This is a genomic window from Kiritimatiellia bacterium (assembly GCA_018001225.1).
Taxonomy (GTDB): Bacteria; Verrucomicrobiota; Kiritimatiellia; order CAIQIC01; family JAGNIJ01; genus JAGNIJ01.
Window position 1 is genome coordinate 59,071 of sequence record JAGNIJ010000004.1, and the last position, 26,196, is coordinate 85,266.

At 67.9% G+C, this 26,196-nt stretch carries 26 protein-coding genes; 20 read left to right on the plus strand and 6 right to left on the minus strand.

What is annotated here, in order from left to right; all coding sequences use genetic code 11:
• The first annotated feature begins 41 nt into the window (after positions 1-41).
• Genes KA248_02495 through KA248_02505 form a run of 3 tightly spaced genes read left to right on the plus strand, consistent with a single transcriptional unit; the run spans position 42 to position 2,196 of the window.
• A complete protein-coding gene (locus tag KA248_02495) occupies positions 42-605 on the plus strand; it encodes a serine acetyltransferase (protein MBP7828768.1) in 564 nt (187 codons plus the stop codon).
• Positions 602-1,837 carry a hypothetical protein gene (locus KA248_02500; protein ID MBP7828769.1) on the plus strand — a complete coding sequence of 412 codons (1,236 nt, stop codon included), beginning with the start codon at positions 602-604 and terminating at the stop codon, positions 1,835-1,837. The genes KA248_02495 and KA248_02500 overlap by 4 nt, the downstream gene beginning before the upstream one ends.
• Entirely contained in the window at positions 1,834-2,196 is a 363-nt protein-coding gene (locus KA248_02505; protein ID MBP7828770.1) for a hypothetical protein, read from the plus strand. The genes KA248_02500 and KA248_02505 overlap by 4 nt, the downstream gene beginning before the upstream one ends.
• Here the strand turns inward: KA248_02505 and KA248_02510 are convergent, their stop codons facing one another.
• The 5 genes from KA248_02510 to KA248_02530 all read right to left on the minus strand — a co-directional run bounded on the left by KA248_02510 (position 2,197) and on the right by KA248_02530 (position 9,282).
• Complete coding sequence (locus KA248_02510) at positions 2,197-4,176, minus strand: lamin tail domain-containing protein (protein ID MBP7828771.1); 1,980 nt, start codon at positions 4,174-4,176, stop codon at positions 2,197-2,199.
• Between the two features lie 321 nt (positions 4,177-4,497).
• Positions 4,498-5,166, minus strand: a complete 669-nt coding sequence (locus tag KA248_02515) for a YceH family protein (GenBank protein ID MBP7828772.1) — start codon at positions 5,164-5,166, stop codon at positions 4,498-4,500.
• A 53-nt stretch (positions 5,167-5,219) separates the two neighbouring features.
• On the minus strand, positions 5,220-5,603 hold the full coding sequence (locus KA248_02520; protein MBP7828773.1) for a tryptophan-rich sensory protein: 384 nt from the start codon (positions 5,601-5,603) through the stop codon (positions 5,220-5,222).
• 50 nt (positions 5,604-5,653) lie between these two features.
• Positions 5,654-8,383 (minus strand): amidohydrolase family protein, encoded by a 2,730-nt coding sequence (locus KA248_02525; protein MBP7828774.1) that lies wholly within the window; start codon positions 8,381-8,383, stop codon positions 5,654-5,656.
• Positions 8,384-8,463: 80 nt separating this feature from the next.
• A complete protein-coding gene (locus tag KA248_02530) occupies positions 8,464-9,282 on the minus strand; it encodes a patatin-like phospholipase family protein (GenBank protein ID MBP7828775.1) in 819 nt (272 codons plus the stop codon).
• Here KA248_02530 and KA248_02535 point away from each other — a divergent pair.
• The 12 genes from KA248_02535 to KA248_02590 all read left to right on the plus strand — a co-directional run bounded on the left by KA248_02535 (position 9,281) and on the right by KA248_02590 (position 21,514).
• Positions 9,281-10,459, plus strand: a complete 1,179-nt coding sequence (locus KA248_02535) for an aldo/keto reductase (protein MBP7828776.1) — start codon at positions 9,281-9,283, stop codon at positions 10,457-10,459. The genes KA248_02530 and KA248_02535 overlap by 2 nt on opposite strands.
• Positions 10,460-10,540: 81 nt before the next feature.
• A complete protein-coding gene (locus tag KA248_02540) occupies positions 10,541-11,806 on the plus strand; it encodes a hypothetical protein (GenBank protein ID MBP7828777.1) in 1,266 nt (421 codons plus the stop codon).
• Positions 11,803-12,219 carry a secondary thiamine-phosphate synthase enzyme YjbQ gene (locus KA248_02545; GenBank protein MBP7828778.1) on the plus strand — a complete coding sequence of 139 codons (417 nt, stop codon included), beginning with the start codon at positions 11,803-11,805 and terminating at the stop codon, positions 12,217-12,219. Before KA248_02540 ends, KA248_02545 begins: the two co-directional genes overlap by 4 nt.
• A 69-nt stretch (positions 12,220-12,288) precedes the next feature.
• Complete coding sequence (locus KA248_02550; GenBank protein MBP7828779.1) at positions 12,289-12,972, plus strand: hypothetical protein; 684 nt, start codon at positions 12,289-12,291, stop codon at positions 12,970-12,972.
• A gap of 1,173 nt (positions 12,973-14,145) precedes the next feature.
• Positions 14,146-14,805, plus strand: coding sequence for a heavy-metal-associated domain-containing protein (locus KA248_02555; protein ID MBP7828780.1), 660 nt, complete (start codon positions 14,146-14,148; stop codon positions 14,803-14,805).
• 47 nt (positions 14,806-14,852) lie between these two features.
• Positions 14,853-15,536, plus strand: a complete 684-nt coding sequence (gene lepB / locus KA248_02560) for a signal peptidase I (GenBank protein ID MBP7828781.1) — start codon at positions 14,853-14,855, stop codon at positions 15,534-15,536.
• 78 nt (positions 15,537-15,614) lie between these two features.
• Positions 15,615-16,292 carry a hypothetical protein gene (locus KA248_02565; GenBank protein ID MBP7828782.1) on the plus strand — a complete coding sequence of 226 codons (678 nt, stop codon included), beginning with the start codon at positions 15,615-15,617 and terminating at the stop codon, positions 16,290-16,292.
• Between the two features lie 46 nt (positions 16,293-16,338).
• Complete coding sequence (locus KA248_02570; GenBank protein ID MBP7828783.1) at positions 16,339-17,142, plus strand: class I SAM-dependent methyltransferase; 804 nt, start codon at positions 16,339-16,341, stop codon at positions 17,140-17,142.
• A 22-nt stretch (positions 17,143-17,164) separates the two neighbouring features.
• Positions 17,165-18,409 (plus strand): 2-hydroxyacyl-CoA dehydratase, encoded by a 1,245-nt coding sequence (locus tag KA248_02575; protein MBP7828784.1) that lies wholly within the window; start codon positions 17,165-17,167, stop codon positions 18,407-18,409.
• A complete protein-coding gene (locus tag KA248_02580) occupies positions 18,400-19,359 on the plus strand; it encodes a 2-hydroxyacyl-CoA dehydratase (GenBank protein ID MBP7828785.1) in 960 nt (319 codons plus the stop codon). Before KA248_02575 ends, KA248_02580 begins: the two co-directional genes overlap by 10 nt.
• Positions 19,356-20,747: a 2-hydroxyacyl-CoA dehydratase gene (locus tag KA248_02585; protein ID MBP7828786.1), complete on the plus strand. Its 1,392-nt coding sequence runs from the start codon at positions 19,356-19,358 to the stop codon at positions 20,745-20,747. The genes KA248_02580 and KA248_02585 overlap by 4 nt, the downstream gene beginning before the upstream one ends.
• Positions 20,744-21,514, plus strand: a complete 771-nt coding sequence (locus tag KA248_02590; GenBank protein ID MBP7828787.1) for a rod shape-determining protein — start codon at positions 20,744-20,746, stop codon at positions 21,512-21,514. Before KA248_02585 ends, KA248_02590 begins: the two co-directional genes overlap by 4 nt.
• A gap of 8 nt (positions 21,515-21,522) precedes the next feature.
• Here the strand turns inward: KA248_02590 and KA248_02595 are convergent, their stop codons facing one another.
• Positions 21,523-21,981: a BLUF domain-containing protein gene (locus tag KA248_02595; protein ID MBP7828788.1), complete on the minus strand. Its 459-nt coding sequence runs from the start codon at positions 21,979-21,981 to the stop codon at positions 21,523-21,525.
• A gap of 153 nt (positions 21,982-22,134) precedes the next feature.
• On the opposite strand from KA248_02595, the gene nikR reads away from it, so the two are divergent.
• The 5 genes from nikR to KA248_02620 all read left to right on the plus strand — a co-directional run bounded on the left by nikR (position 22,135) and on the right by KA248_02620 (position 26,130).
• Complete coding sequence (gene nikR, locus KA248_02600) at positions 22,135-22,551, plus strand: nickel-responsive transcriptional regulator NikR (GenBank protein ID MBP7828789.1); 417 nt, start codon at positions 22,135-22,137, stop codon at positions 22,549-22,551.
• A 178-nt stretch (positions 22,552-22,729) separates the two neighbouring features.
• Positions 22,730-23,476 (plus strand): transporter, encoded by a 747-nt coding sequence (locus tag KA248_02605; protein MBP7828790.1) that lies wholly within the window; start codon positions 22,730-22,732, stop codon positions 23,474-23,476.
• Between the two features lies 1 nt (position 23,477).
• Positions 23,478-24,497, plus strand: coding sequence for an energy-coupling factor ABC transporter permease (locus tag KA248_02610; GenBank protein ID MBP7828791.1), 1,020 nt, complete (start codon positions 23,478-23,480; stop codon positions 24,495-24,497).
• Between the two features lie 98 nt (positions 24,498-24,595).
• Entirely contained in the window at positions 24,596-25,390 is a 795-nt protein-coding gene (gene cbiQ / locus KA248_02615) for a cobalt ECF transporter T component CbiQ (protein MBP7828792.1), read from the plus strand.
• Entirely contained in the window at positions 25,387-26,130 is a 744-nt protein-coding gene (locus KA248_02620) for an ABC transporter ATP-binding protein (GenBank protein ID MBP7828793.1), read from the plus strand. The genes cbiQ and KA248_02620 overlap by 4 nt, the downstream gene beginning before the upstream one ends.
• Positions 26,131-26,196: the final 66 nt, after the last annotated feature.

Consider the following 26,196-nt stretch of genomic DNA (forward strand, 5'->3'; position numbering starts at 1 on the left):
GCAGAGGCGCCACTACAGAAGAGTTTGTTTTCAGGCATCATATGTTCGGCTATTCCGACATCCTGTGGGAGTTTCGGCTGCTGTGCCGCCACGCGCGGTGGGCGCCGCTCCGCGCCGTGCTGGTCTGGTTGTACGACGCCCTCCAGTTTCTCGGCGGCGGATGGATTTCGCACGAGGCCGAGTTCGGCGGCAAGCCCTGCCTCCCGCACGGCATCCGGGGCGTGTTCGTGTCGCGGTACGCGCGGGTCGGGAGGAACTGCGTGATCTTCCAGCAGGTGACGATCGGCTCCAATCTCCTGCCCGATTCCGCCGGGCTCGGCGCGCCGGTCGTGGGCGACCAGTGTTATATCGGGGCGGGCGCGAAGATCGTCGGCCGCGTCACGGTCGGCGCGCGGTCCCGCATCGGGGCCAACGCGGTGGTGCGGGAATCCGTGCCGGAGAACGGCATCGCGATTGCCGGCGCGCCGGTGGTCGCCGCGAAGGAACCGCTCAACAATCGTTTCTACACGCGCCGGAAGGAACGCTGGCTCTTCTTCGACAACGGGCAATGGCTCGCGGAGCGAGACCCGGCCGTCCTCGAGCGGCTGAACAAGGCCTTCCCGTGAATACCGCCCGACTGACCGGCGTGCTCCTGCTCCTGGCGGCCGCCCAGGTCCTGCTCATGGCGCTATTCAGCCCCGGCGGCGCGCACCCGGACGAGGAACTGCACGTGACCACGGCCAGCTTCTTCCTCGACCGCTGGCTGCCGCCGGCGGCCGACGATCCGCTCGTGCCGGGCTATCTCGACCCCGAATACGGCACCTCGTACCTGCTCGCCTCGCCCCCGCAGATCCTCTACCCGCTCGCGGCCAAAGCGGCGCGGCTGTCCGGGTTCAGCAGCCGATTCGCCCTCGGGCTGCGCCTGGGAAGCGTCGCCGGGTTCCTGGCCCTGGCGGCGGCCGCCTGGCGCCTCGCTCCACGCACCCTGCTGCCCGCCGTCTGCCTGCTCTGGACGCCGCAGGTCTGGTACACGTTCAGCTATTTCAACAGCGATGCGTTCCCGTTCTTCCTTTCCTTTCTCATCGCGCTGCTCGTCGCGGGACCGGGCCCGGCGGGCTGGCGGCGGGCCGCCCCGGCCGCCCTGCTCCTCGGCCTGCTGCTGCTCGCCAAGCACAACTACTGGCCCTTCGCCGTTTTCGCGGTGCTGTGCCTCGCGTGGCGGACCGGCCCGAAGCGGGCCCTCGCCGTCGCCGGCCTCGCCGCGGCCGTCGCGGCCCCCCTCCTCGTCCGCGACGCGGTGATCAACCGCTTCGAAAAGGAGGAGCGCAAGGCGGCGCTCCGGGAGGAGTACGCGGCGGACGCCTTCAAGCCCAGCCGGATCGGGACGCCCGGCGCGTACGCGGGGCTCGCGCTGCGCGCCCAGGGCGTATCGCTGGCCGACATGCTCGCACAGCGGCCCTGGGCGCGCCGGATCACGCGCAGCTTCGGCGGCGTGTACGGCCACATGAACATCCTGGCTCCGCCGGCCTACTACATCGTCCAGAATATTATGTTCGGGTTCCTTTTCCTGGCCGCGGCGTTCACGTGGCGCGGTTGGACTTGGCCGCGGGGGGTCCTGCTGCTGATGGCCTCGGCGGCCGGGCTGGCCGTGGTGCTGATCGCCGCCCTGTTCTGCTGGATGTACGACTTCCAGCCCCAGGGCCGGTACCTCTTTCCCCTGCTGCCCACCGCCCTGCTGGCCGGGCTCGGGCTCTCGGAGCATGAGTCGCGGCGCATTCCCTGGTTCGTGCCCCTCGCCCTTTTTCTCCTCGCGTCCTATTCCTTTATAGGGGTCGGCCTCGGCCGCTTGTGGCCATGAGATTCGGACGAGTCATCCTCCTGGCCTGCGGCTTGTGGGCAGCGGCCGCCCGCGCGGAAACGCCGGTCACGGGGACCTGGCAGGGCCGGGTGCTTTTCTTCCGCTTCTCGGTGCAGGCCGTGCAGTGGAGCACCAACGCGGCCGGTACCGCGGAAGTCCGCGGGCCGTTCGGAGGGCTGTACACCTATCACTTCAACGGCGCGGTCGAGAGCAACCGCCTGCACGGGACGCATCACTCGGGCCACCGGTTCGAGGGCGAACGGACCGCCGAGGATCGCATCTCTGGCCTGCTCACCACGCGAAAGGGCCGCCGCGTTCGGCTGGATTTGCGGCGTCAGCCGGTCTCGTCGCCCCGCTGATCAAGGGCGCGCCACGACACGGTAGATGCGGCTGGTGGCAGCCGCTCCGCCGACATTCGTCACCGACAGGCTGGTATAGCGGCCTGTAATGGTTCCCCCCAGATCGAGCCAGGTGGGGGACGCCGCGAGCGCGTTGCTCGAGGTCTGTAGCTGGTAGTTCCGGACCAAGGACGAGGAGAACTCCGCGACCAGGGTGTTGTCGGTCTTGGTGATCTTTCGGAAGATGTCACCGCCGTCGGATTCGTCGGACCAGGCGAGGTCGGTCTCGCCCACGACGAGCAGCGGCTCGGTGGCCAGGGGCGGCGTGGTCTCCGTCAGGATGGCGAAGCGGATGTTGATCGTCTGCTGGATGCCGAGCAGGAACTGCACGTTGGTGGTGCCCCCCGGGTTGAGCGGCGAGTTCGTGGTAATGCCGCTTACGGTGAGGGTGGAGTTGAATCCTCCTCCGTTAGGCTGGGAAGGCGGTTGCTCAAGGACGAGGCCGCTGACCACGACTGTGCCCCCGGTGGAGAGCGATACGACGATATTGGTGCTGGTTCGCGGACGCAGGTCGGCGATGCTCGAAGGCGCCGGGAAAGTGGTGAGGTCAACGACTCGGAATCGCAGGCGGGTAATGGGGGCCGCGGAGTTGTTGATGATCTTGCGCCGGAGGCTCAATGTCCCGAAGGTGCTGTTGTTGGCGGGGTCGGACGTGTAGTCGCGGGACCGGTTGGGGGGGCTGCCCACACTGGCCTCCGCGTCCACGGGCGCGTTGAGGACGGTGAAAGGCCCGGCGTGCAGCCTCCCGGGGCTGGAGAGGTTTTCCGGGCCGGGCGCCCCGAGCCGCTGACCGGCGCCGGCGGACGTGCCGTTGCTGTCCACGAAGATGAAATCCGCGCGGTTGGTCCCGGTGTCCTGCGCCTCGCCGCTGGTGAAATTGCGGACAAAGGCGTAATCGATCGAGAAGGGCGTAAGCGCCGGGTAGCCCGCACCCTCCTTGTAGAGCGTATTGGTTTCGCTGGAGGATCCGACGGCGTCCATGCGCCGGGCGAGATCGTAGTTGGCGGGATTGGCGGTCCGGAAGAGCGCGATGCCCGCGTTGTCGGGAATGTCGGTCGCGAAGGTCACATTGCCGGTGGCGGCCGCCCCCGGGCCGGCGGGATAACTGCCGAGGCTGTAGGAGCCGCTGTTGACGCCGAGAAAATGGCCGCGCGCCGGGATGATTGTGCCGTTGGGGATGACGAACCGGAGGCCGTTGGTGGCGGCCACGCTCCAGCCCGCCGAGCCGTCCGTGTTGGTTACGACTACGGGATAGTCCGAGTTGTTGTACAGTTCGACGTACTCGTCATTGGCGCCGGTCGGACCCCGTACGCGGAACTCGCTGATGACAACATGCGCAGGCAGCGGGTTCGTGGCCGTCATGAGTTGCAGGGTCCATCCGTTGGTGAACGCACCCAAATCACCGCCCGTGTCGTCCGTGACGTACAGGCTCCACGTGCCCCGCGCGGGCGATCCCGCCAGCGCGGACAGGCTCGCGGCCGGCGAGGGGGCCGGGGCCGGGGCGGCGAACGCGTCGGGAGCGCCGATGTTGGTCGGGCGGTAGGTTCCGCTGGTCAGAACGCCGCCGTCAGGCAGGCTCGCGACGGCCGAATCCGAGATCGTGAACACGAGGGACGTTGCATTCTCGCTGCCGCCCACGTCCGACATGAGCAGGATATTATGGCCCGAGGGGCTGACCAGCATCACGTCCACGTCATCGGGGAACGAGTGCTCGAAGCCCTGGAGTTGCACGACGACATTGGTAACCACGTGGTCGGGCAGGCCGGACACGACGATCGTCAAAGGATATGGGCTGCCCGCGCCGGAGGTGGGGATGGAAATGGACGCCGCGTTGGTCAACGTCACGATCGCGGCGTCGGCTTGCCGGACATTCCCCGCAACGATCAACACACAGGCCCAGGCCGCAATGGGTATCCGCTTTGAACGATGGATGTTATACATGGCTCTCGTCCCCCGCACGGGTTGTAATACACTCCGCTCCCACCCCCGCCCGCCGTTGCGAATCCGAGCGCCATGAATTCTCTTACAGACGTTTCCTTTTCTTCCTATGCTTACGCTGATGAGTGTGCGGAACGGATCGGCCGTCCCGCAGCGGCAGTATAAAACACAACGCGAAAATTTCAAGCCGATGATCGAAGAGGCCGGAGGCGCGGGGATCGAAGGGACGCCTGAATTCACAGACATGGCCTTTGAGTATGATCAGGCGAGGGGTGACACAGCCGGGACGGCCGGGCCACTCTCCTGACCACATCCTTCGCTAATTCAGGAAGGGACAGGCGGAGGCGGGTGCATGGCCGTCACCCGCTGACGCAGTTCTTCCACCTCGGCCCGAAGCGACGAGACTTCGGCTCGGAGTTGCTCCAACGTATCCGCCCCCTGGCTATCCTCTTTTTCCGCCGGCGCCGGGGAGGCGAGGGCTTCGGGCGGGGCCGGCGGGCCCGCCAGGAGATGCGCGTAGCGCTGTTCCTTGTGCCCGGGCTGACGCGGCAGCTTCACGACGAGCGGGCCCTGCGGTCGTTCAACCAGGCCCTGGAGCACGGCCTCCACTTCGGGCAGGCCCTCGAACGGATGGAGGCGCGCGGCGTGGGCGCGGAGCTGGGCCGCCGTCTGCGGCCCGCGCAACATCAACTCGCACATCACGGCCGTGTCCTTGCCATCCAGGCCTATGGTCTCGGCCAGCAGCTGCTTGAACTTGGGCACGCGGTTGGACGTCCCCGTGACCATGGCCACGAGGCGCTTGTCCCGCAGGCCCTCCAGCAGGCCATCGGTCCTGTGATCGTCGAAGGCCACGACCGGGAACCGGTTGGATTTCTGGTTGCAGGCATTGGTCAGGGCGTTGAGCGAGAGCGGGTAATACTCGGGCGTCGTGATTTCCTTCTCGATCAGCGCGCCGAGGATCCGTACCTCGTCGGACGAAAGCGGCGGTTGCATGCGGGCATCCTGTCACGAACCGCGGGCGAAGACAAGAGGCAGGGCGGCCGGCGTCAATTGAGCGCCACGATCCCGGCGTTCAGGTACGTCGCGAACAGGACCCAGAGCAGGTACGGCACGAGGAGCGCGGCGGCGAGCCGGCTCGCCCGGCGGAAGAGCAGGATGACCGCGACGAGCGAGACGTCGAGCAGCAGGATGTCCGCCAGCGCCAGGCCGGGCCGCTGCAGGCCGAAGAAGAGGGGCGACCAGATGAAATTGGTCAGCAGGTGGAACGCGAGGACCGCCGTGGTCACCAGCCGGCCCGCGGGCGGGCGGGACCGGTAGTAGACGACGATCGAAACGGCGATGAGCGCGTAGAGGGTCGTCCAGGCCGGTCCGAAAACCCACGACGGCGGCGTGAGTGGAGGCAGGGTCAGCGAAGCATACCAGGCGTTCATGGGGCCAACATACACCGCGCCGCGCGGCAGGCCAAGAGACGGCACAGGGTTCAGGGCAGTTTCACGCCCACGCGGTAGAAGGCGGCGGACTGCGCGTTGGTCACCGACAGGGTCACCGCGCTCCCGTCCGCCGCGCCGGGCAGGTTGAGCCCGACCGGCGTCCACGCCACGTCGCCCGCGAGGTTCGTCGTCCACCAGGCATCGTACCGGCGCTGCGCGGACGTCGGCACCGGCGAGCGTAACCGCATCACGCCACCGGCCTCCGCGACGGCCTCGACGTACGCCGTGAAACACGACGCCGCGTTGGTCGGCACCGTGTCGGCGACGTACTCCTCGAGGTTGTCCAGCAGGTCGCCGTCGGGATTGGCCCCGGCCGTCGCGTTGGTGAAGAACCCGAAGTACAACTGCTCCCACTCGTTGGGCAGGCCGTCGCGGTCGCTGTCCCCGCCCGTGTGCGGCTCGATCCGGAACGAGACGGCGCCGACCTGCGAGGTGCGCCCGTTGCCCTGCAGGTCGCGGGTGACGAAGCAGAAGATATAATTCGTGTGCATATCCTGGAAATCGACCGTGAAGCTCACCGTCTCGCGCGCCGGGTCGTTGGGCCAGTTGGTCGCGACGGTCTGGAGCACCAGGTTGGAATACCGCGCGGGGACGATGGAAATCGTGTGGGTCAGGCCGGTGACGAAGGTGTCGTTGTCCCAGAAATCCTGGTAGCGGAAGGTCAGGCTCAAGTTCGAGCCGAGGTCGTAGGTCCCGCCGCCCGGCCCGGCGCTGATCGGGTTGTCCGCGCGGAACGGCACGACGTCGTCACCGTTGCCCTGGAGGAACGAGAGGTCCAGAAACTGAAGCTCCTCCGAGTCCAACTCGTTGATGGGAGTGAGCGCGGCATGGCCCGCCTGCAGCGAGGAGCGCAGGTTGGCAAAGGTCCGCTGGCTGTACTCCAGGAAGGGATGCGTCACGGCGATGTTCAGGGTCTTGCTGCGGCCGCCCACCTCCACGCTCTCGCCGGGCACGCCCAAATTCGCCATCAACACCGTATCCCCGTAGCGGGGCGTGCCGTCCACGACGGTCAACAGCACGGTGGGCGGGCGGGCGCAGATCAGCGACAGGTATGGGTCGGCGGGGTCTCCCTCGATCACCACGAGGCCCGCGTTGAAACCCGCCGCGATCTGCCCGTACCGGTTGGTCAGGCCCGCGCAGCGGGCGTTGTTGATCGTTACCATGTCGCACATCTCGCTCGCCGTGAAGGCGTTGCTGAAAACGGACTGGTTCAGCTCCCAGGCGTAGCCCAGTTCCTCGAGCAGGTTGAAGCAGCCGCTGGGCGTCCAGTCCGGCGACAGGCCGATCACCACGCCGGCCGCCTTCGCGGCGCGGACGTTGGCCGTGGCGCCGTAGAGCTTCATGTTCGACATCGGCGCCCACACCAGCTTGGCGCCCGCCGCGGCCATCTGCGCAAACTCGTTGGTGCCCAGCGCCGCGCCATGGATGATCGCCACGCTCGAATTGAGCATGCCCCAGCCGCGCCACGTGGCGAACTGCGCGCGGGCCGTGGTATCGGTGCCCTCCGACAGGTGAATCATCGTGGCGTTGATAGCCCCGCCCGAAATACGGAGCAGCAGGTTCGTGCGATCGGAAATGCCCGCCGAATTTGTCATCCGCCACGGGAAAATATTGCACCAGACCCGCGACGGGAACTGTTCGATGTTGTACAGGATGACGTCCGGATGGCAATGCTCCTGGTCGGCACTGCTCTGGCCCTGGATGGCGACGCAGCCGGACATCAGTTCCAGGCACTCGCCGTACTTGGTGATCGCAGCCGTGTTGGCATCGTCAATGGCGGTGCGCAGCGTCGAACGCCGGGCCTTCCAATCGTCGTACTCCGCGTCGTCCTCGCCCCACTCGTCCCGGTGCCCGTACGGGAAGTTGTTGAACATCAGGGTCGGGAATGAGTTGTAGGCCGGGTGGTTGTGCACGTCGAGCAGACCGGGGAAGATGATGCCGCCGGTGTCCGCGGCGGTGACGCCCGGCGGCGCGGCGGACGTCACGGCGACGATGTCGTCGTCCCGCACGTGCACATACCAGTTCGTGCGCGGGCCGGCCGGCGTCATCACGAGGCCGCGCAGGGCGTACTCGTAGACCGTCCGCCCGACGAGGTCGTCGTCGGAGCGCGGCGAGATGGAGTTGGTCCCGCCGCTGGAAAAGACCACGCCCTGGATCGCCGACAGCACCTGGTTGGAGGCCCAGATGTACCGGTAGGGCACGCGGGTGGCGACGTAGAAATTCGCGGAGGTGTCGCCCGCCTGCCAGTAGGTCTCCGTGTTGCCGACGTTGACGTTCCGCACCGTGGCGTTCGTGACGCGGACCAGCACGCCCTCGTACGCCTCGTTGGTCACCTGCCGCCCGGGTATCCAGGTCGCGGCCACCGGCAGGCCCGTGGAGGTCCGGCTGTACGCGGAGATGTTCGTCAGCACGGTCATGTTGCGGGATTCCCTGGCCAGGCCGGTGAGCGTGACGCGGTCCCCGGGGTTCGGCCGGTGGAACGGGTCGTTGATGTAGACGCCGCTCCACGGCCCGCCGCCGGCGTCGGAGAGCGTGTAGCCCAGCGGGTCCGCGTACACGGCCACGCCGCTGACCGTCACACTGCTGCCGTTGTACGGCGAGGCCCCGCCCGCGGCGGTCGTGTACTGGACGTTCGACACGGTCAGGGCCGCCGACTCCCCCGCCGCCAGGGAAAGGAGAAGGAAACAGCCGGCCGCCCGCCGCCGGGGAAGGCCGCTCACCGTACAAGATCTCCGCGCATGAGTCCGCGTATAGTACCGCGCGGGGGCGATCTTGTATAAGGCAAACCGGGCCGCGCCGATCAGAGGAGGCGCTGGAGCGCCTGCTTCAGTTCCCGGGCCGCGGGCGCGGCCATCTCAAAAACATCCTCGGCGCGATAAAAGTCCAGGATGTCCACGCCGCGGATGGCCGGGCGGATGTACAGGTCCGGCGGCGCGCGCCGGAGTTTTTCCGCGATGATGGATTTTTGCATGATGTCGAACGTGCCCAGCACGGCGCGGAAGAGGTTCGGGACGGGCGGGCCGGCCGGATCCAGGTCGCCCATGATGTCGACGGCCACTACGAAGTCGCAGTCGTCCAGCACGTCCCAAGGCACCGGGTTGACGCCGCCGCCGTCGATCAGGACGCGGCCCGCGCGCGTGACGGGCGTAAAGACGCCGGGCAGGCCCATGCTGGCCTTGATCGCGTCCGGCAGGCTGCCGGAATCGAGCAGGACCTGCTCCGCCGTGTTGAAATCCGTGGCCACGACGCGCAGCGGGATCTTCAGCTCCTCGAAGGTCCGGACGCCCATCTTGCCGTAAAGGAACTCGATGAACTTGTCGCCCTTGAGCAGGCCGCGGCGCCCGAACTCGAGGTCCAGGAAGCCGAACCACTTGAGCGCCTCCTTCTTGCGAAGGGCCTCGCGCAAGCTGTCGCGCCGGCTGACGACCATCTTCCGCGCGCCTTCCCGGATGCGGGCGCCGGACAGGCCCGAGGCATAGAGGGCGCCGACCACCGCGCCGATGCTCGTGCCCGCGATGCGGTGCGGCCGCAGGCCCAGCTCGTCAAGGACCTCCAGCATGGGGATATGCGCCAAGCCCTTTGCGCCCCCGCCGCCCAATGCCAGGCCGAGCTTCTTCATGGGATACGCTCTAACCTGCACGCCGCCGGACGGCAACCCGAAAGTCGTGGCGCGGCTTGAAGAAGAGGCGCGGCGGCCCTATCTTTGCCCCATGCTTTACCGACCGTTCGGACAGACCGGCAAGCACCTCTCGGTCATCGGCGCCGGGTGCATGCGCTTCGAGACGCCGCAGAACGACCGGGACATCGGCCGGGCAGCCGAGACCCTGCTCCACGCGCACGCGCGGGGCGTCAACTACTTCGACACCGCGCCGATCTACTGCGGCGACCGCAGCGAGGAGATCGTCGGGGCCGCGATCCGCCACCTGAAGCCCGGCACCTTCTACGTCTCCAGCAAGTGCGGCGAGGACGACGGCGCGGCGTTCCGGAAGGGCCTCGAGCGCTCGCTGCAGCGGCTCGGCGTGGACCGGGTCCATTTCTTCCACGTCTGGTGCCTCATGAATCCCGCCGACTGGACGGCGCGGAAACGGGGCGGGGCGGTCCGGGAGGCGCTCCGGGCGAAGGAGGAAGGCCTGATCGAGCATCTGGTCTTCTCGTCGCACATGGACGGCGACGAGACGGCGGCGGTGATCGCGGAGGGGATCTTCGAGGGTGTGACGCTCGGTTTTAACGCCGCCAACTTCCGTTTCCGGCGAGCGGCCCTCGAGGCCTCGGCCCGGGCCGGCCTGGGCGTGGTGACCATGAACCCGCTCGCCGGCGGGTTGATCCCCGCCCACCCGAAGCGCTTCGATTTCATCCGCGCGGAGAACGATCCGGACGTGGTCACCGCCGCCCTGCGGTTCAACCTCTCGCACGCGGCGATCACCTGCGCGCTGGTCGGCTTCCGCGACAAGGCGGACGTGGACAGCGCGCTGGCCGCGCTGGACGGGTTCACGCCGCGGACCGACGCGGAGATCGCCCGCGTGGAGCGGAACCTCGAGGAGAGCTTCGACGGCCTGTGCACGGGTTGCGAGTACTGCCTCCCCTGCCCCGCGGACGTCCCGATCCCCCGGATGATGGACGCCTACAACATGCTCATCCTCGAGGGCGAGAAGAAGGCCATCCTGGAGCGGCTGCACTGGCAGTGGAGTCTGGACAAGGCGGTCGCTGGTCGGTGCACCGAGTGCGGGGCGTGCGAGGAGCGCTGCACGCAACACCTGCCGATCATCGAGCGGCTGAAGGAAATACGCGCCTTGTAGAAGGGCCAAATTGCCGGTTCACGCGGGGCGGGACATGGAGTATACTGCACGACAGTTCAGTTCAATGACCGGAGGCGTATCATGAGTAAGCGGATAGCGTTCCTGGCGGCGGTGGTTCTCCTTGGCATCGCGGCGGCTCCTGCGCAGGCCCAGCAGAGCCTGCAGGCGCTGGTCAACAGCGCGACCGGCAGCGTGATCGAGGTTCCGGCGGGCGAATACCAGGGGCCGGTCCGGCTCAAGAAGGGCGTCCTCCTCGTGGGCGCCGGGGCCGACCGGACAATCCTGAACGTGCCGGACGCCGCACCGGGCGTCATGGGCGAGAACCGGTCGGGTATCCTCGGCTTCACGATCCGCGGCGGCCAGCACGGCGTGCGGACGCTCGGGCACTTCATGGGCGTCTTCGAGTGCCGCCTGGAAGGACAGGCCCAGGCCGCCGTGCTGTTCGAGGGCGGGAGCGGCGTCGCGGTGAACAACGCGATCGTCGGCACGCAGACGAACCAGGGCGTGCTGATCCTCCGCTCCAACCCGCTGGTGGCGCGCAACGTGATCGCGGACCACGGCATCGGCGTGCACGTGAGCGGCGAGATGATCCCGCCCGTCCAGGACAATCTCTTCATCGGCAACCGGGTGGCCGTGCTCGTGGATCCCGGCTCGAAGGCGCTGCTCGCCCGCAACCTCTACGACCGTAACGGCGTCGCCGTGCAGGGCGCCGACCTCGGGGCGGACGACCGGATCGAGCCCATCGCGTGGGACGGCAAGGTGCCGGCGACCGGGTCCACGGCGGCGCAGTACCGCGACCTGATGAACGTCGTGTTCGAGGAGGCCATCAACGCGCACCCCGTGGTCGTCTACGGGCTGGGCGAGGAGATGGGCGCGTTCGACGTGGTGATCCTCTCGCCCTCCGCGACGTTCAGCATCGGCGCGTCGGCCGTGGACACGATCATCTCGAGCCACCACGCCTACGACTCCGCCACGCAGGATGCCTTGGCCTCCACCCTGCGGATCGCGGAGCGGCCGTTCGTGGACGTCGTCAACCCGCTGGTCAAGGACCTCGCCATCGACCGGTACGTGCTGGAGAACCGCTACCGGCACCCGGCATCCTACGGGGTGAATGAGAAGGGGCAGCGGCTCTTCCGGCGCATGACGAACATGAACCGGGTCGAAATCTACTGCCCCGCCGGGTGGCTTCCCGTCGGCGTGAACTACCCGGCGTCGTTTGACCGCGTCGGGACCCAGGTCGTGATCAGGATCACGCACCCGGGCGTCACGAACCTGGAGATCGCGATGGAGCCCGACGCCGTCTCGGCCGATCCGCTCGGGGTCCGCGCCGCGCTCTCGGGCGAATGAAGACCCACCAGGAGGAAATCCGCCTGGAGACGGCAGGCCACCGGGACATCCACGACCTGACAGACGCCGTCGCGGCCGTGGTCGCGCGCTCCGGGGTGCGGACCGGCCTCGCGCACGTCTTCAACGTCGGCAGCACGGCTTGCGTCGGCATGATCGAGTTCGAGCCCGGGTTGCAGCGGGACATCGGGGAGTTGCTCGACCGGCTGATCCCGCCCTCCCGCGCCTACGGGCACGAGCAGGCCTGGCACGACGGCAACGGGCACTCGCACCTGCAGGCGACGCTGCTGGGCCCCTCGCTGACGGTGCCGGTGAGCGAGGGCCGCCCGCGCCTCGGGACGTGGCAGCAGATTTTCCACCTGGAATGCGACGTCGAGCCTCGCTCGCGCGTCGTCGTGGTCAGCGTGGTCGGCTGACCCGGCGGCCGACAGCAAAAATTTCTCTACGCGCTTTACACCAGCGCCTTCCGTCACTATTTTCCGCGCATGAAAAATAAAATTCACGCGGACGGGGCCAGGAAATTACGTAGCGATCGGAACATCGAGGCCTCCCGGTGGCTCGGCGGAATCGCTTTCATGGCCTTGCTGGGCGCCCTCGTCGCGGGCTGCGAACTGGACACCGGGGAGGAACCCTTCGAGGCCGACGGGCGGACCCTGGCTTCCAGCACCAACACCTCGGAGTCCGCGGAGGAACCCGCCCCGCAAGCCGCAGCCGAGTCCGAGGTCCTCGAGGAAGAAGCCCTTCCGGCCGATCCCGTCTCCACCAACGCCTTGTTGAAGCCGGAGCAAACGGTCTACGCCCAGCAGCGGGGCATCGACAACAGCCGGTTCTACGGGGAGACCTTCAGCGGCACCGGCTGCGAGCAACTCCCCCTGACCGACGGCGGGGGCGGCTTCGTCAGCAACCCCGCCAACCTGCGCGGCACGCTGAAATTCGTTTTTCCCGTCAGCTATCAGGATCGCATCAGCCGGGTCACGCTGTTTACGGCGGACGGCATGTTCTTCGACGAAATGTACCGCCAGCTGCCGAACGAGGCGGACGGACGGCCGCGGTACTACGGGACCATGCACATCGAGGTCTATCCTCCCAACCTCTACCTGCGCGTGATCATGAACGACGGCAGTTGCCGGTCGCTCCAGCATCCCGATCCGCAGACCCGCTACGACTGATCCCGCTCCCGGGTCAGCCGCCGGCCTGGTGGGTGCGAATGACGGCGCACACCGCTTCGCCCCACCGCGCCTGCTTGCGCTCGCCGCGGGGAAATGCTTCCGCAGGACGGCCAGTTGCCGGTATTCCGGGCGGAAATCATGGCCCCACGGGCTGATGCAATGGACCTCGTCGATGGCGAACCGCCGCACCGCCAGTTGCGTGAGGTCGCCCAGGAAATCCTCCATCATCAGCCGCTCGGGCGACACGAACAACAAGCGGGTTTCCCCGGCTCGCAGCGCGCCTTGCGTCGCCCGGCCTGCTGCTGCGCAAGGAACTCGCGGAACGTAGCCGCCCCGGCAACGAGATGGTCCGAACCGCGCCCGCACCTGCTCAACCGGCGGCGAACCGGTCGAGACGCTCAATCAGGGAAGCTTGGGGACATGGAAACGGCTGTTTCGGTGGCTTACTTTTTTATTCATGCAACCGCATCATGATGCAACCGGAAGAAATGGATAGAGACCACCTTGGACATAATTTCTGTGTCCCTGTTCTTCCTCCAGACAGAGCCGACTTTTTAAGTCGGCCATGGCCCGCATGAAGTCGGCCCTGCCGAGAAAAACATGAACTGGGTGGCTGATGGACTCAAGTTCGCCACGGCCCCTGCCGCCTTGTGCGGCAGGGGAAGGAGTTCATCAGTTGACGCGCCATAGACACCGAACTTCTTCACCCGCGGCACAAGGCCGCGGGGGTCTTTTGTTACCCGGCCAACCCCTGCACTTGAGTCCATCCGCCACCCAGTAAACATCATGATACTCGTACCGGAAAAAGTGTGGAATGCAGCAGGCCTCGCTCCTTTCCAGTGATGGAAGGCCACACTCGGCAAACAACAGGCCACGCCATAACGCGGGAGGTCAATATGAGATAGGCAACAGGACGGCATACAATCTAATGATTCTCCGGAGGGCAGCAGCCTCTTGATCGGATCCGCCCACCAGGGCCCCTGCGCACCGCTTGTCTCGCGGCAGAGGGACAGGTCTCCAGGATGCCCCCGATGACAAGCCGGACTGCATTGAGTCGATCCGTGTGGGGTGATCGGTTTCGAGCTGGCGCTTGCGGGCGGGGTACAGATGGAGGACCTCGGGCTGAACGGACGCCGGGCGGAGGTGTCCAATAGGCCGGGAAGGGAATCCATCATGAAACTTCGCTCCGGGATTCTGGCGGGATTACTCGGTCTGACGGCGGTTCTTGGCGCCTCCTGCGTGCGCCAGCCTCAACGTACGGTCGAGATCAAGGTACCCGGTATGCAGACCGAGCGGGACGTGCGGATCGTGACCAACGCGGCGCTCAATGAGGTCGTCGGCCGCGCGACGCTCCAGCACGGGTACGACATCTGCGCGGAGAAGGGCACGCTGTTCTACTACGAGGGATCCCGGTTGCTCTCCCGGGAGTACCAGCAGCACATCCTGCGCTGTCTCCGCGAGATCGGCTACGAGGCGCGGATCGTCGAGGTGCGGCACTGGCCGGCGACGGCCATGCCCACGCCCCGCGGCTGGCTTCAGGCCTGGCCCGACCGGCATGCCGCGGCGATCTCGATTCCCGCCATGAAGACCGGTGTGGACGCACACCGCGTGGTCGGCGCCATCGCCCGGGCGCGCACGGGCGATGATCCGTTGCGCGTCACACCCGACCCGGCGGCCCATACCGTCCGCGTGACGTACGACACGAACCAACTCGCGTTGAAGAACCTCGAAGGCGCGATCGCCAACGCGGGATACCAGGCCAACGATACACCGGCCCGCATGGGCCTGCCGGACTCATATCCGGTCGGCTGGACCCCGATCTGGATGTACTGACCGCCCGATCCCGGAGAAACCGTGTGACTACCTTACGCCGCCTTTGCATGAACCGAACCGACCGGATATGGAAAGCCTGGGGCCGCGATCTCGCCCTCGTTCTGGGGATCATGATCCCCTTCCGCTCCTCCATCGCGGACTGGAACCATGTCCCTTCCGGCTCCATGAAACCGACGATCCTGGAATGCGAACGCATCCTGGTGAACAAGCTGGCCTATGACCTGAAGGTGCCGCTGACCACGCGGCACCTCGCGGAATGGGGACAACCCGCACGCGGGGATATCGTCGTGTTCAATTCCCCGCGGGACGGTACGCGCCTGGTCAAGCGGGTGATCGGGTTGCCGGGCGACGTCATCGAGCTTCGGAATAACCGGCTAATCATCAACGGGGAATCCGTGCCATACGAGCGGGCGGACGAGAGAACCGGCGCGTTCCTGTCCGCCGCCGAGCGCGCCGAGGGCGAACTGGCCCGCGAGTGCCTGGGCGGGTTGGACCACACCGTCATGGCCATCCCGGGAACGCCCGCCTTGCGCTCGTTCGGACCGGTCGCCGTTCCCGAGGGCCGGTACCTGGTGCTGGGCGACAACCGCGACAACAGCGCGGATTCCCGGTATTTCGGGTTCGTGGAGAGACGCGCGATCGTCGGGCGGGCGAGCGCGGTGGTCGTGTCGTTCGATCCCGACCGGCACTATCGGCCCCGCTTCGGCCGCTGGTTCACGACCTTGCGCTGATCTCGCGCGCCGCGGGGAAAGTAAAAGAAGGATTGAGAGTCAGGCCGGCGCCCGTCAATATCCCGCCGGACTCGAAGGATGAGCGGGCCCGAATTCAAGACCCTCGAAGAAATGGCGCAGGCCACCGCGGCCCGTCTGTCGCAGGCGGCCTCCCATGCGGCGTTCCACCTGTTCCAGGACAAGCGCTTCCGGGCACTCGCGGAGTTCGGGACGATTTCGCAGGAGGAGCAGGACCGCATCTTCAACGAGCTGGTGCTGGCCTTCCTCGTTATGATCATGCTCGTGCTCGAGGCGCCGGACCTGCGCCTGTCCGACGAGGTGCGCGACCACCTCGGCGGGATCAAGGATCGCCTCCCCCGGGCTTACCTCGACCAGTTAAAGGAAATGAGCGTCGAGGAGCGGTTCATCGCGGACTGGGACAAGCTCATCGCCCTGCGCTACGAGGAGTACGCGCGGGACCGGCACGACGTCCGCGCCGCGGCCATGCAAATCGAGTCCACGGGAAAAGACATGAGCGAGCACGACCTCGCCCGGATCCAGCTGCTCGTGCCCGTCCAGTCCGCAGCCATCGGAAGCCACCACCACGTCTGCCGGGGAAAGACCGAGGGGCGCGACGAGCTGTTCAAGACCATGCTGCGAGCCCTGTCGCACTTCTACGTGGAGTTGCGCACGGCGCTGGAAATCGGAAAGATCGGCCCGCTGGCCCGGGCCCGTTCGGCCGTGCGGCGCTTTTTTCGGACGGTCGGAAAGTCGTGAAGCTCGCGGGACCGCGCCGGAACGCGGCCTCGGCGGAAGGAGAAACATGAAAAAGCTGGATGGAGTCGGACTGGCGCAGGTGCAGCAGGTCTACGGCGGCGCGGAGGGCGATCTCTGGGAATTGATCATGGGGCAGCAGATTCATATCGGGGGCTTCGCGTCCTCGATGGCGCTGGCGGACCGGGCCGGCCTCCAGCCCGGCCTGCGCGGGGTGGACCTGTGCTGCTGCAACGGGGCGGGCATGCGCTTCCTGCTCCAGTTCCGCCAGGCGGCCTTCATGACCGGCGTGGACGCCACGCCCAAGGTCCTCGACCAGGGCCGCGACCGGTGCGCGGCAGCGGGCCTGGACGACCGGGTCCGGTTCGTCCAGGCCGGCGTCTGCCTGACCGGCCTGCCGGACGGCGAGGCGGACTTCGTCTGGGGCGAGGATGCGTGGTGCTACGTCGTGGACAAGGCGGCGCTGATCGCCGAGGCCGTGCGCCTCGTGCGCCGGGGCGGCACGATCGCCTTCACGGATTGGATCGAGGGGCCGGCCGGGCTGTCCGACGCCGAGGCACAGCGGTTCATGACTTTTATGAAGTTCCCCAGCATCCAGGACCTCGAGGGTTACCGCCAGCTGCTCCGGAAGGCCAGGGCCGAGATGCTCGTCGCGGAGGACACCAAGCAGTTCGCGCCGCACGTGGACCTGTATCTCAACATGGTCAACATGCAGCTGACCTCCGACGCCCTGCGCCTGCTCGGCAACGACCTGAACGTCCTGCAGGCGGTCGGGGCCGAAATGCTGTTCATGCAGCAGCTGGCCCACGCGGGCAAGATCGCCCAGGGCCGGTTCGTCGCCCGGAAGACCTGATCGCCACGACGGAGGAGCGCCCATGGCCTGCTGCGGAAACCCGAATGCCCAACCCCGCGAAACCGATCCCTGCGCGCCGCCGGCCGTGCCGACGCCGGTGCGCGAGGCGGCCCCGCCCGCCCCGGTCCGCTGGTTCAAGGACATGGTGTCCCACAACCTTGCCTATGCGAAGGAGCAGAAGGCCGTCGGCCGGAAACTCGTCGGCATCGCCTGCGAATACGCCCCGCGCGAGCTGATCCTGGCCGCCGGCGCCATGCCGGTCTGCCTGTGCGGCGGCTTCGAGGAGATGATCGCTCCGGCGGAGAGAATCCTGCCCGCGAACCTCTGCCCGCTGGTGAAATCCACGTTCGGCTTCCACCTGGAAAAGGCCAACCCGTTTTTGGAATTGGCAGACCTGATCGTCGCGGAGACCACCTGCGACGGGAAGAAGAAGATGTTCGAGCTGATGGCGCAAACCCGGCCGCTCCACCTGCTCGAACTGCCGCAGAAGCCGGACGAGCCCGACGCGCTGGACCGTTGGACGGCGGAGTTCCTCAAGCTGCGCCGGGTACTGGAGCACCGCTTCGGGGTCCGCGTCACCGACGACCGCCTTCGCGAGGAGACGCGCCGGATGAACCGCGAGCGAAAACGGAAGCGCGACCTCGCCGCCCTGATGAAGGCCGACGAACCGCCGCTCACGGGCCGCGAACTGCTGGACATGAAAAGCCTGATCGCCTGCATCCCGGCCGACCTGGAGCAGTACGAGCGGGCCTTGAGCGAACTGCCGGGCCGGAAGTTAGACCCGCCCGCCGGCGGCCGCGTCCGCGTGCTGCTGACCGGCGTACCCCTGCCGCACGGCGCGGAGCGGGTGATGGACCTGATCGAGGGGCACGGCGGCCTGGTCGTCTGCCAGGAGAACTGCACCGGGCTGAAGCCGATCCTCGACGACGCGAACCCGGACGCGCCGGACATCCTGCGCGCGCTGGCAGAGAAGTACCTGCACCTCCCCTGCTCCGTCATGACGCCGAACGCGGGCCGCCTCGACTCGCTGCGCCGGCTCGCGGCGGAGTACCGGGTGCAATGCGTGATCGAACTGGTCTGGCAGGCCTGCCTGACCTACGACGTCGAGACGCACCACGTCCGCCGTCTCGTGACCGAGGAACTGGGCCTGCCGTACCTGCGCATCGAGACCGACTACTCCCCGTCCGACTCCGCCCGGATCGCCGTGCGGGTCCAAGCCCTTTTTGAAACCGCCCGGCCGCGGCCGGCTTCGCGCGGATGCCGCTAATCGCCTACAGTTCCCCTTTCGTGCCCCCCGAGTGGATCGTGGCGCACGGGCTGACTCCTTGCCGATTGACGCCGGGCGCCTCGGACCACCGAGCTACCGTGACGGGCACCTGCCCGTACGCGATGGCCTTCCTGTCGGCCGCGCAGGCGGCCGGCGCCGACGGCGCGGTCTTCTGCACAACCTGCGACCAGATGCGACGGATGCCCGAACAGCTGCGCGAGGGCGCAACTCCCCGACCGTTCCTGCTCAATGTCGCCCATACCTGGCAAACCCCGGCCGCGCTCTCACTCTACCGCGACGAACTGGGGCGACTGGGCCGTTTCCTGGTCCGGCTCGGCGGCGTCCCGCCCTCCGACGCACGGCTGGCCGACGTCATGGCAAATTACGAAGCGCGCCGCCGGAGCCTTCGGGCCAGGCTCGGTGTGCTTGGCGGCCGGGCCGCGGCGGAAGCCATGATCCGGTTCCACCGGGCTGGCGCCATCGCGAATCCCGCGCCATGCCCACCGGTGGCCGGAATACCCATCGCGCTTCTCGGCGGTCCGCTGCCGGCGGAAGCCCTTGGGCTTCTTGACCTGGTCGAGGCGCGGGGCGGAACCGTCGTGCTGGACGGGACCGAGGGCGGGGAACGCGGCCTGCCGCCGCCCTTCGATCAGCGCCGGCTGCGGGAGGCGCCCTTCGCCGAACTGGCGGCGACCTATTTCACCGGCATCCCGGATATCTTTCAGCGCCCGAATTCGCGCCTGTTCACCTGGCTCAAGAAGGAAATCGTCCGCTCCGGCGCGCGCGGCATCGTTCTGGTCCGCCACCTGTGGTGCGACCTGTGGCACGCCGAGGCCGCGCGCCTCCGGGAGTGGCTGGCCCTCCCCTTCGCGGATATTCTTCTCGATGGCACGCCGCCATCGGCGCATGCCGCCTCGCGCCTCGAGGCGCTGCTGGAGGCCCTGCGATGACCCCGCCGGCCAAGCTGACGCTCGACCAGTGGGACGCGCGCTACCTCGAACTGAAAAGACTGGGCCACCCGGAACCCCCTTACGGCGGCCCGCTCCGCCGCCACGCGGAACAGGGCGACCTGCGCCTACGCGACCTGCGGTTCGATGACTCCGCGGCGGCGCTGGACCTCTGGAACTTCCTGCTGACCGAGGAGGACCGGCTCGCCGCGGCGCGGGCGGCGGGCGTGAAGCTTGTCGGCGCCATGAAGGACCTCGGCACAGTTCCCGTCATGGCCTACTCCTCCCCGCGGCTCGCGGCGTTCTATCCCGACGGTGCCTGGTGGCTGCCGTGCTTCAAGATGGCGCAGACGCCCCTGCTGAAGATCGCGGACCGGCTGGGCGTGGACGAATCGTTCTGCCCCGTGCGCGCGATGCTCGGGGCGTTCGTGACCGGGGCGCACTTTCCCTTGCCCGACCTGCTGACGTGCAGTGTCGGCGCCACCTGCGACGATTTCTCCGCCATCGCGCAACGGCTGAACGGCCTCGGCCACCCGATCCTGTGGTGGGAAATCCCCCACCGCCGGCGCCCGGAGGAGGGGGAAGAGGCTGTCGCCCTCCCGGGCGGTTTTGCGGCCCCGCGCCCGCTGCTGGACTTCGTCCGCGGGGAACTGGCCCGCGTGGCCGCGGCGCTCGGCGACCTGGCGGGCAAGCCGTTGACCAATGAGCAACTGGCGGAGGGTATCCACGAGGCCAACCGCATCCGCCGGCTTCTGGCGAAACTGCGGGCGATTTCTTTCACCACGCCTCGCGCGCCGCTGCCAGCCCTCGAATTGCTGGTTGCCGAGATGCTGGCGCTTCACTTCTGCTCCGACCGCGCCGAGACACGGCGCGTGCTCGCCGGCCTGCTGGACGAGACTCGCCGGCGGGTGGCAGCGGGCCTCGGGGTGCTCCCGGCCGACGCCGTCCGCGTGTTCTGGGTCAACCCGGTCGCCGACCTGAAAGCGATGAACCTGCTCGAGGCGTGCGGCGGCCGGGTATGCGGAACCGACTATCTCTTCACGCACGCGCTGGACGAAATCCCGGAGGACCGGCCGCCCCTGGAGGCGCTGGCCCGCATGGCGCTGGCCGATCCGATGGCGGGCCCGGCCGTCGACCGGGCGGCCCGGATCGCCTGCGACGCGCGCGCCTTCGGGGCGGAGGCCGTGGTGATCGCCCGCATCCCGGGGGCCAGCCACTGCGCGCTGGAGGGCGCGGTCATCGGCGAAGCGGTACGGCAGCAGTTGGACCTGCCCGCGGCCGAGATCGAGATACCGCCGGTCAGCGACGCGCTGGAAGCCACGATCCGCTCCCGACTTCAGGCATTGATCGAAACGGCGCGGTATCGTAGAAGCTCCGGGACCAGCGCATGATCACGGCCGGCATAGACGCGGGGTCGCGCATGATCAAGGTGGTCCTGTGGGACGCCGGGACGGGCGCGGTCCTCGCCTCCGCGCAGGCCGAGCAGGGCGTGCAGCAGGCGCAGAGGGCGAAGGATGCGCATCAAGACGCGCTGCGCCGCGCCAGCATGGCCGCCGGCGATGTCGCGCGGACCGTGGCCACGGGCTACGGACGCAACGCCATCGAGTGGGCCGATACGACCTTGACGGAGATCACCTGCCACGCCCGCGGCGTGCGCCACCAAGTCGCCGAGGCTCGGACCGTGATCGACATCGGCGGGCAGGACAGCAAGCTCATCCGGCTCGACGCCGACGGGCGGGTGCGGGATTTCATGATGAACGACCGGTGCGCCGCGGGGACGGGCCGATTCCTGGAGATTGTCGCGGAGCGGCTGGAACTGCCGCTCGACGAGCTCGGCGCCGCGGCGGGCCGGGCGCAGAGGCCCTCCGTCATCAGCAGCATGTGCGTGGTGTTTGCCGAGACGGAGATCGTCGGGCTGCTCTCCGCGGGCGAGCGGCCGGAGGACATCGTCGCGGGCGTCCAGAACGCCATGGCTTCACGCGTCGCCTCCATGGCGGGCCATCGGTTGGATGAGCCGGTCGTCTTCACCGGCGGCGTCGCGCTGATCCCCGGGATGGACCGGGCCCTGGCGGATGCCCTGGGGCGGCCGGTCCGGGTCGCCCCCGACCCGCGCTTGACCGGCGCGCTCGGTGCGGCCCTGCTGGCCGCGGAAGCGTGACGCCCCCGTCAGGCCTTGCGCTTGCGGACGGCCGCCTGCTGGCGGGCAAGGAACTCGGCCCGCTCCTTCGCCACGGCCTGCAGAAAGGCCCGCGCCTGCCCGGGCATCATCTCGAACGGATCGAAGGCTTGCCGCGTGGTGTACTTGCGCAACAGGGCGGTGTCGATTTCATCCGCGCGGATATACGCCATGGACCAGTGCTCGAAATCCCGCTGGTGGATGGGCGTGTATTCCACGAGCGTGCAATCCACGTGGCGCCGGTCCTGGACAATGCGGCGGTAGAGTTCGTTCACCGTGCCCGCCGGGCCTTCCAGTATCTGAAGAAACCCGCGCGGCGAGTAGCACAGGGCCCCCGTCACGCCGAGATTCCTGTTATTCCGGCGGGACACGGTCATGATCCTGCCCAGCTCGTCCGCGCCGCAATCCCTCGCCAACCGGCTCACGTACGTCAGTCGCACCAGGTGCATCTCGGCCTCCTTTTGTTTATAGCATAGCACACATTGCTTGAGAGCAACAACCGGCCGGGGCGGAACTATGCCCCGGGCAGGCAAGCCCGGCCCTCCCGCGCCTTGTTTCAGGTCCGGAGGGTTTGCTAAGATTTGGCCGAAAGGAACGCCGCCATGTCCAAGGTCACCCGGTTCAGCGTGTCATTGAGCAACGAGTTGCTGGAGCAGTTCGACGCCCAGATCGAGCACGAGAAGTGCCCCACCCGCTCCAAGGCCGTCGGCGACCTGATCCGGAAGAGCCTGGTCGAGGACGAGTGGCACCATGGCGGCGAGGTCGCGGGAGCGATCGTCCTGGTCTACGATCATCACAAGCCCGACCTCGTCCGGAAGCTGACCGACGCCCAGCACGACTGCCACGACGCGATCATTTCGACCCAGCACATCCACCTCGACCACGACAACTGCCTGGAGATCGTCGCCGTCCGCGGCCGCCCGCGGGACATCGCGGCCATCGTGCGGCGGCTCAAGTCGGTCAAGGGCCTCAAGCACGTCTCCCTCGCCGCCGGCACGACCGGCCGGCGCCTCTCCTGAACTTCACTCATGTAGGGGCGCCGCTTGTCGGCGCCCGCGGGCGTCGCAAGCGACGCCCGCTACGGCCCCCTGAACAACCGAGCATGACGAATCGATTTTTTATTGTTGCTGGTGTTACGTTTTTATAATACGTATTAACTGCCAGCCGGAAAAAGCCGGATGGAAAGGATGACCCGGAATGAATTGGAAACGGTTACTGGTTCCGTTGGCTGTTGCGCTGCTGCCCCTTTCCGCCTGGGCCGGACGCCCCCTCGCCATCGACGACGCCGATCCCGCGGACCCGGAAATCTTCGAACTGGAGGCAGGCGCCGCCTATGCCAAGGAGGGGTCCGTGAAGGCCTGGGAGCTGCCGCTGGGACTGACCTACGGCGTCGCCCCCTCCGTCGAGGCCGGGATCGCCTTCGGCGCCCTCTCCGTCGAGGCCGGTGACGAGGACGAGTCCGGAATCAGCGATACGGTGCTGGGTGCGAAGTGGCAGTTCATTCAAGCCTGCCCGCTTGGCGCCCGGCACGCCCTGGCCCCCTCGGTGAAGCTGCCGACGGCGGACGAGGACAAGGGCCTCGGTAGCGGCCAAACCGACTTCGACCTGACCTGGATTATCTCGCGGGCTATGAGTGAAAAAGCCGGCGTCCACGTCAACCTGGGCTATGCCTGGATCGGCGGCCCGGACGACGACGTGCTCCATTACGGCGTGGCGGCGGACTACCAGGTCACCGAAGCCGTCCAAGCCGTCGGCGAGATCTTCGCCGAGCGGGAGACCTCGAGCGGCGCGGATACCGTCGGCCAGTTCAATCTCGGGCTGCGTTACGGCGCCACGGACGCGCTGGTCCTGGACCTGGCCGCCGGCTCGCGGATCGGCGACGACGGGCCGGATTTCACCACGACGGCGGGCCTGACGTGGGCTTTTGGAAGCAAGGAGAAATAGCATGCACATGGCCGATGCGTTGATTTCCCCCGCCGTGGGCGGGACGATGTGGGCGGCGAGCGCCGGGCTGCTGGCCTGGTGCGCGCGGAAGGTCCGGCAGACGCTGGATAACCGGCTCGTTCCGATGATGGGCGTGCTGGGGGCGTTCATCTTCGCCGCGCAGATGATCAACTTTTCGATCCCGGGCACGGGTTCGAGCGGGCATCTCGGCGGCGGGCTGATCCTGGCGATCCTCCTCGGCCCGTACGCGGGCTTCCTGGTCATCGCGTCCGTGCTGACCGTGCAGGCGCTGTTCTTTGCGGACGGCGGGCTGCTGGCGCTGGGCTGCAACATCTGGAACCTGGGTTTCTATCCGGCCTTCATCGCCTACCCGTTCATCTACAAGCCCCTGGCCGGCCCGGCCCGCTCCGGGACCCGGCCGGCTCTGGCCGCCGTGCTCGCCGCGGTGATCGGCCTGCAACTGGGCGCGTTCAGCGTCGTGCTGGAAACGACCACCTCCGGCATCTCCGAATTGCCGCTCGGTTCCTTCGTCCTGCTGATGTCGCCCATTCACCTGGCCATCGGCATCGTGGAGGGCCTGGCGACGGCGGCGGTGGTGGCCTTCGTCGCGCGCGCGCGGCCGGAAGCGGTCGGGCCGCAGGCCGGCCCGGCGAATCTCAAGCCGGCCCTGGCCGGCCTGGCGCTCGCCGCCGTCGTGATCGGCGGCGCGGTGAGCTGGTTCGCCTCGTCGCACCCGGACGGACTGGAATGGTCCATCGCCCGCGTCAGCGGCCGCGAGGAGGTCGGCGGCGGCTCGGCGCTGCACGATCAACTGGCCCGGGTGCAGGAACGCACGGCGATGCTGCCGGATTATGGCTTCAAGGAGGCCGCCGTAGCGGTCGCGGAGAAAGAAGCGGAAACCGAAACCTGGCCGGCGGTCAGCGCGGGCACGTCGGTATCCGGTCTCGTCGGCGGACTGCTGGTGCTGGGCGTGGCTGTGTTGGCGGGGCTTGCTTTGCGTCCGCGCCGCGTGGCATCCTGAACGGGGTGTACGGAAGTGGCCTGTAGTTCCGCCGCTCCGCCGGCGGAATTCTCCGGCGCGTCTCCGGCGCGGAGCGCCGGAGCTACAGGACTTATTGCATGATCATCGCGGTTCAGCGGATGGATGAACTGGCCGGTCTGGACTCGCCGATCCACCGGCTCGATGCCCGGGCGAAGGCACTCGTCACGCTCGCCTTCATTGTCGCCGTGATGTCGTTCCCCCGGCACGAGGTCATCGCGCTGGCCCCCTACTTTTTATACCCCGTCGCGCTGCTGGCCCGCGGCGGGATTCCCGGCCGGCTGATCCTGAAGAAGCTGCTGGTCGCCGCGCCGTTCGCGCTGTTCATCGGCCTGTTCAATCCCCTGCTCGACCGTCAACCGGTACCGCTGCCCGGCGGGCTCGTCGTGGCCGCGGGCTGGCTGTCGTTCGCCTCCATCCTGGTCCGCTTTGCGCTCACCGTCGGCGCGGCGCTGGCGCTCGTCGCCTGCACGGGCATGGACCGGCTCTGCGCGGGCCTGGAGCGGCTGGGCCTGCCGCGCGTCTTCGCCGTCCAACTGATGTTTCTCTACCGTTATCTTTTCGTCATCTCGGACGAGGCCCGGCGGATGCGGCTGGGGCTGGCGCTGCGCATGGCTGACGGCCGGGCGCCGGGCCTGCGGGTCTACGGGTCGCTGGTCGGCCACCTCCTGCTGCGTTCGATGGACCGCGCCCAACGGATCTACGGCGCGATGCTCGCGCGGGGCTTCGACGGCGAGATCCGCACCCTGGACGCGGCCCGCTGGTCGGCGCGCGACACGCTCTTCACCTCGGGCTGGATCGCCTTCTTCGCCGCCGCCCGTTTCTGGAACCTGCCCGAACTGGCGGGCCGCCTGCTGACCGGAGGAGTTCGATGAGCCATCACATCGTCGAGGCGCGGGACGTCCACTACACGTATCCCGGCGGACACGAGGCCTTGCGGGGCGTTTCCTTCCGGATCACGCACGGCGAGGCCGTGGCCCTCGTCGGGCCGAACGGCGCGGGAAAGTCCACTCTGCTTCAGCACCTCAACGGCACGCTGCTCCCGTCGCGCGGCGAGATCCGGATCGGGGATGACCCGGTAACCCGGGACACCGCGCCCCGGATCCGCCGGGCCGTGGGCATGGTGTTCCAGGATCCGGACGACCAGCTGTTCATGCCGACTGTCCTGGAGGACGTCGCGTTCGGCCCGCTCAATCACGGCCTCGCGCCGGAGGCCGCCGCCGAACGGGCCCGCGCCGCGCTGGAGCGGGTGGGCATGAGCCCCGTAGCGGACCAGCCGCCCTACCGCCTTTCGGCGGGCGAGAAACGCGCAGTGTCCATCGCGGGTGTGCTGGCGATGTCGCCGGACGTGCTGGTAATGGACGAACCTTCCTCCAATCTCGATCCGCGCGGCCGGCGGCGGCTGATGGAGCTCCTGAAATCCTTCGAGCACACGAAGATCATCGCCACGCACGACCTGGAGCTCGTAGTCGAGGTGTGCGCCCGCGTCATCCTGCTGGACGGCGGGCTGGTGAAAGCCGAAGGGCCCGCCGTCCAGGTCCTGGACGACGAGCCCCTCATGCTGGCCCACGGCCTCGAGCGCCCGCATGTCCTGCGGCACCGGCACCCGCACTGAATCAGCGGGCTCGCGGGAGCTCGCTCCTCCATGCAAAGCGCCTGGAGGGCGAAGCTCCGCGACGCC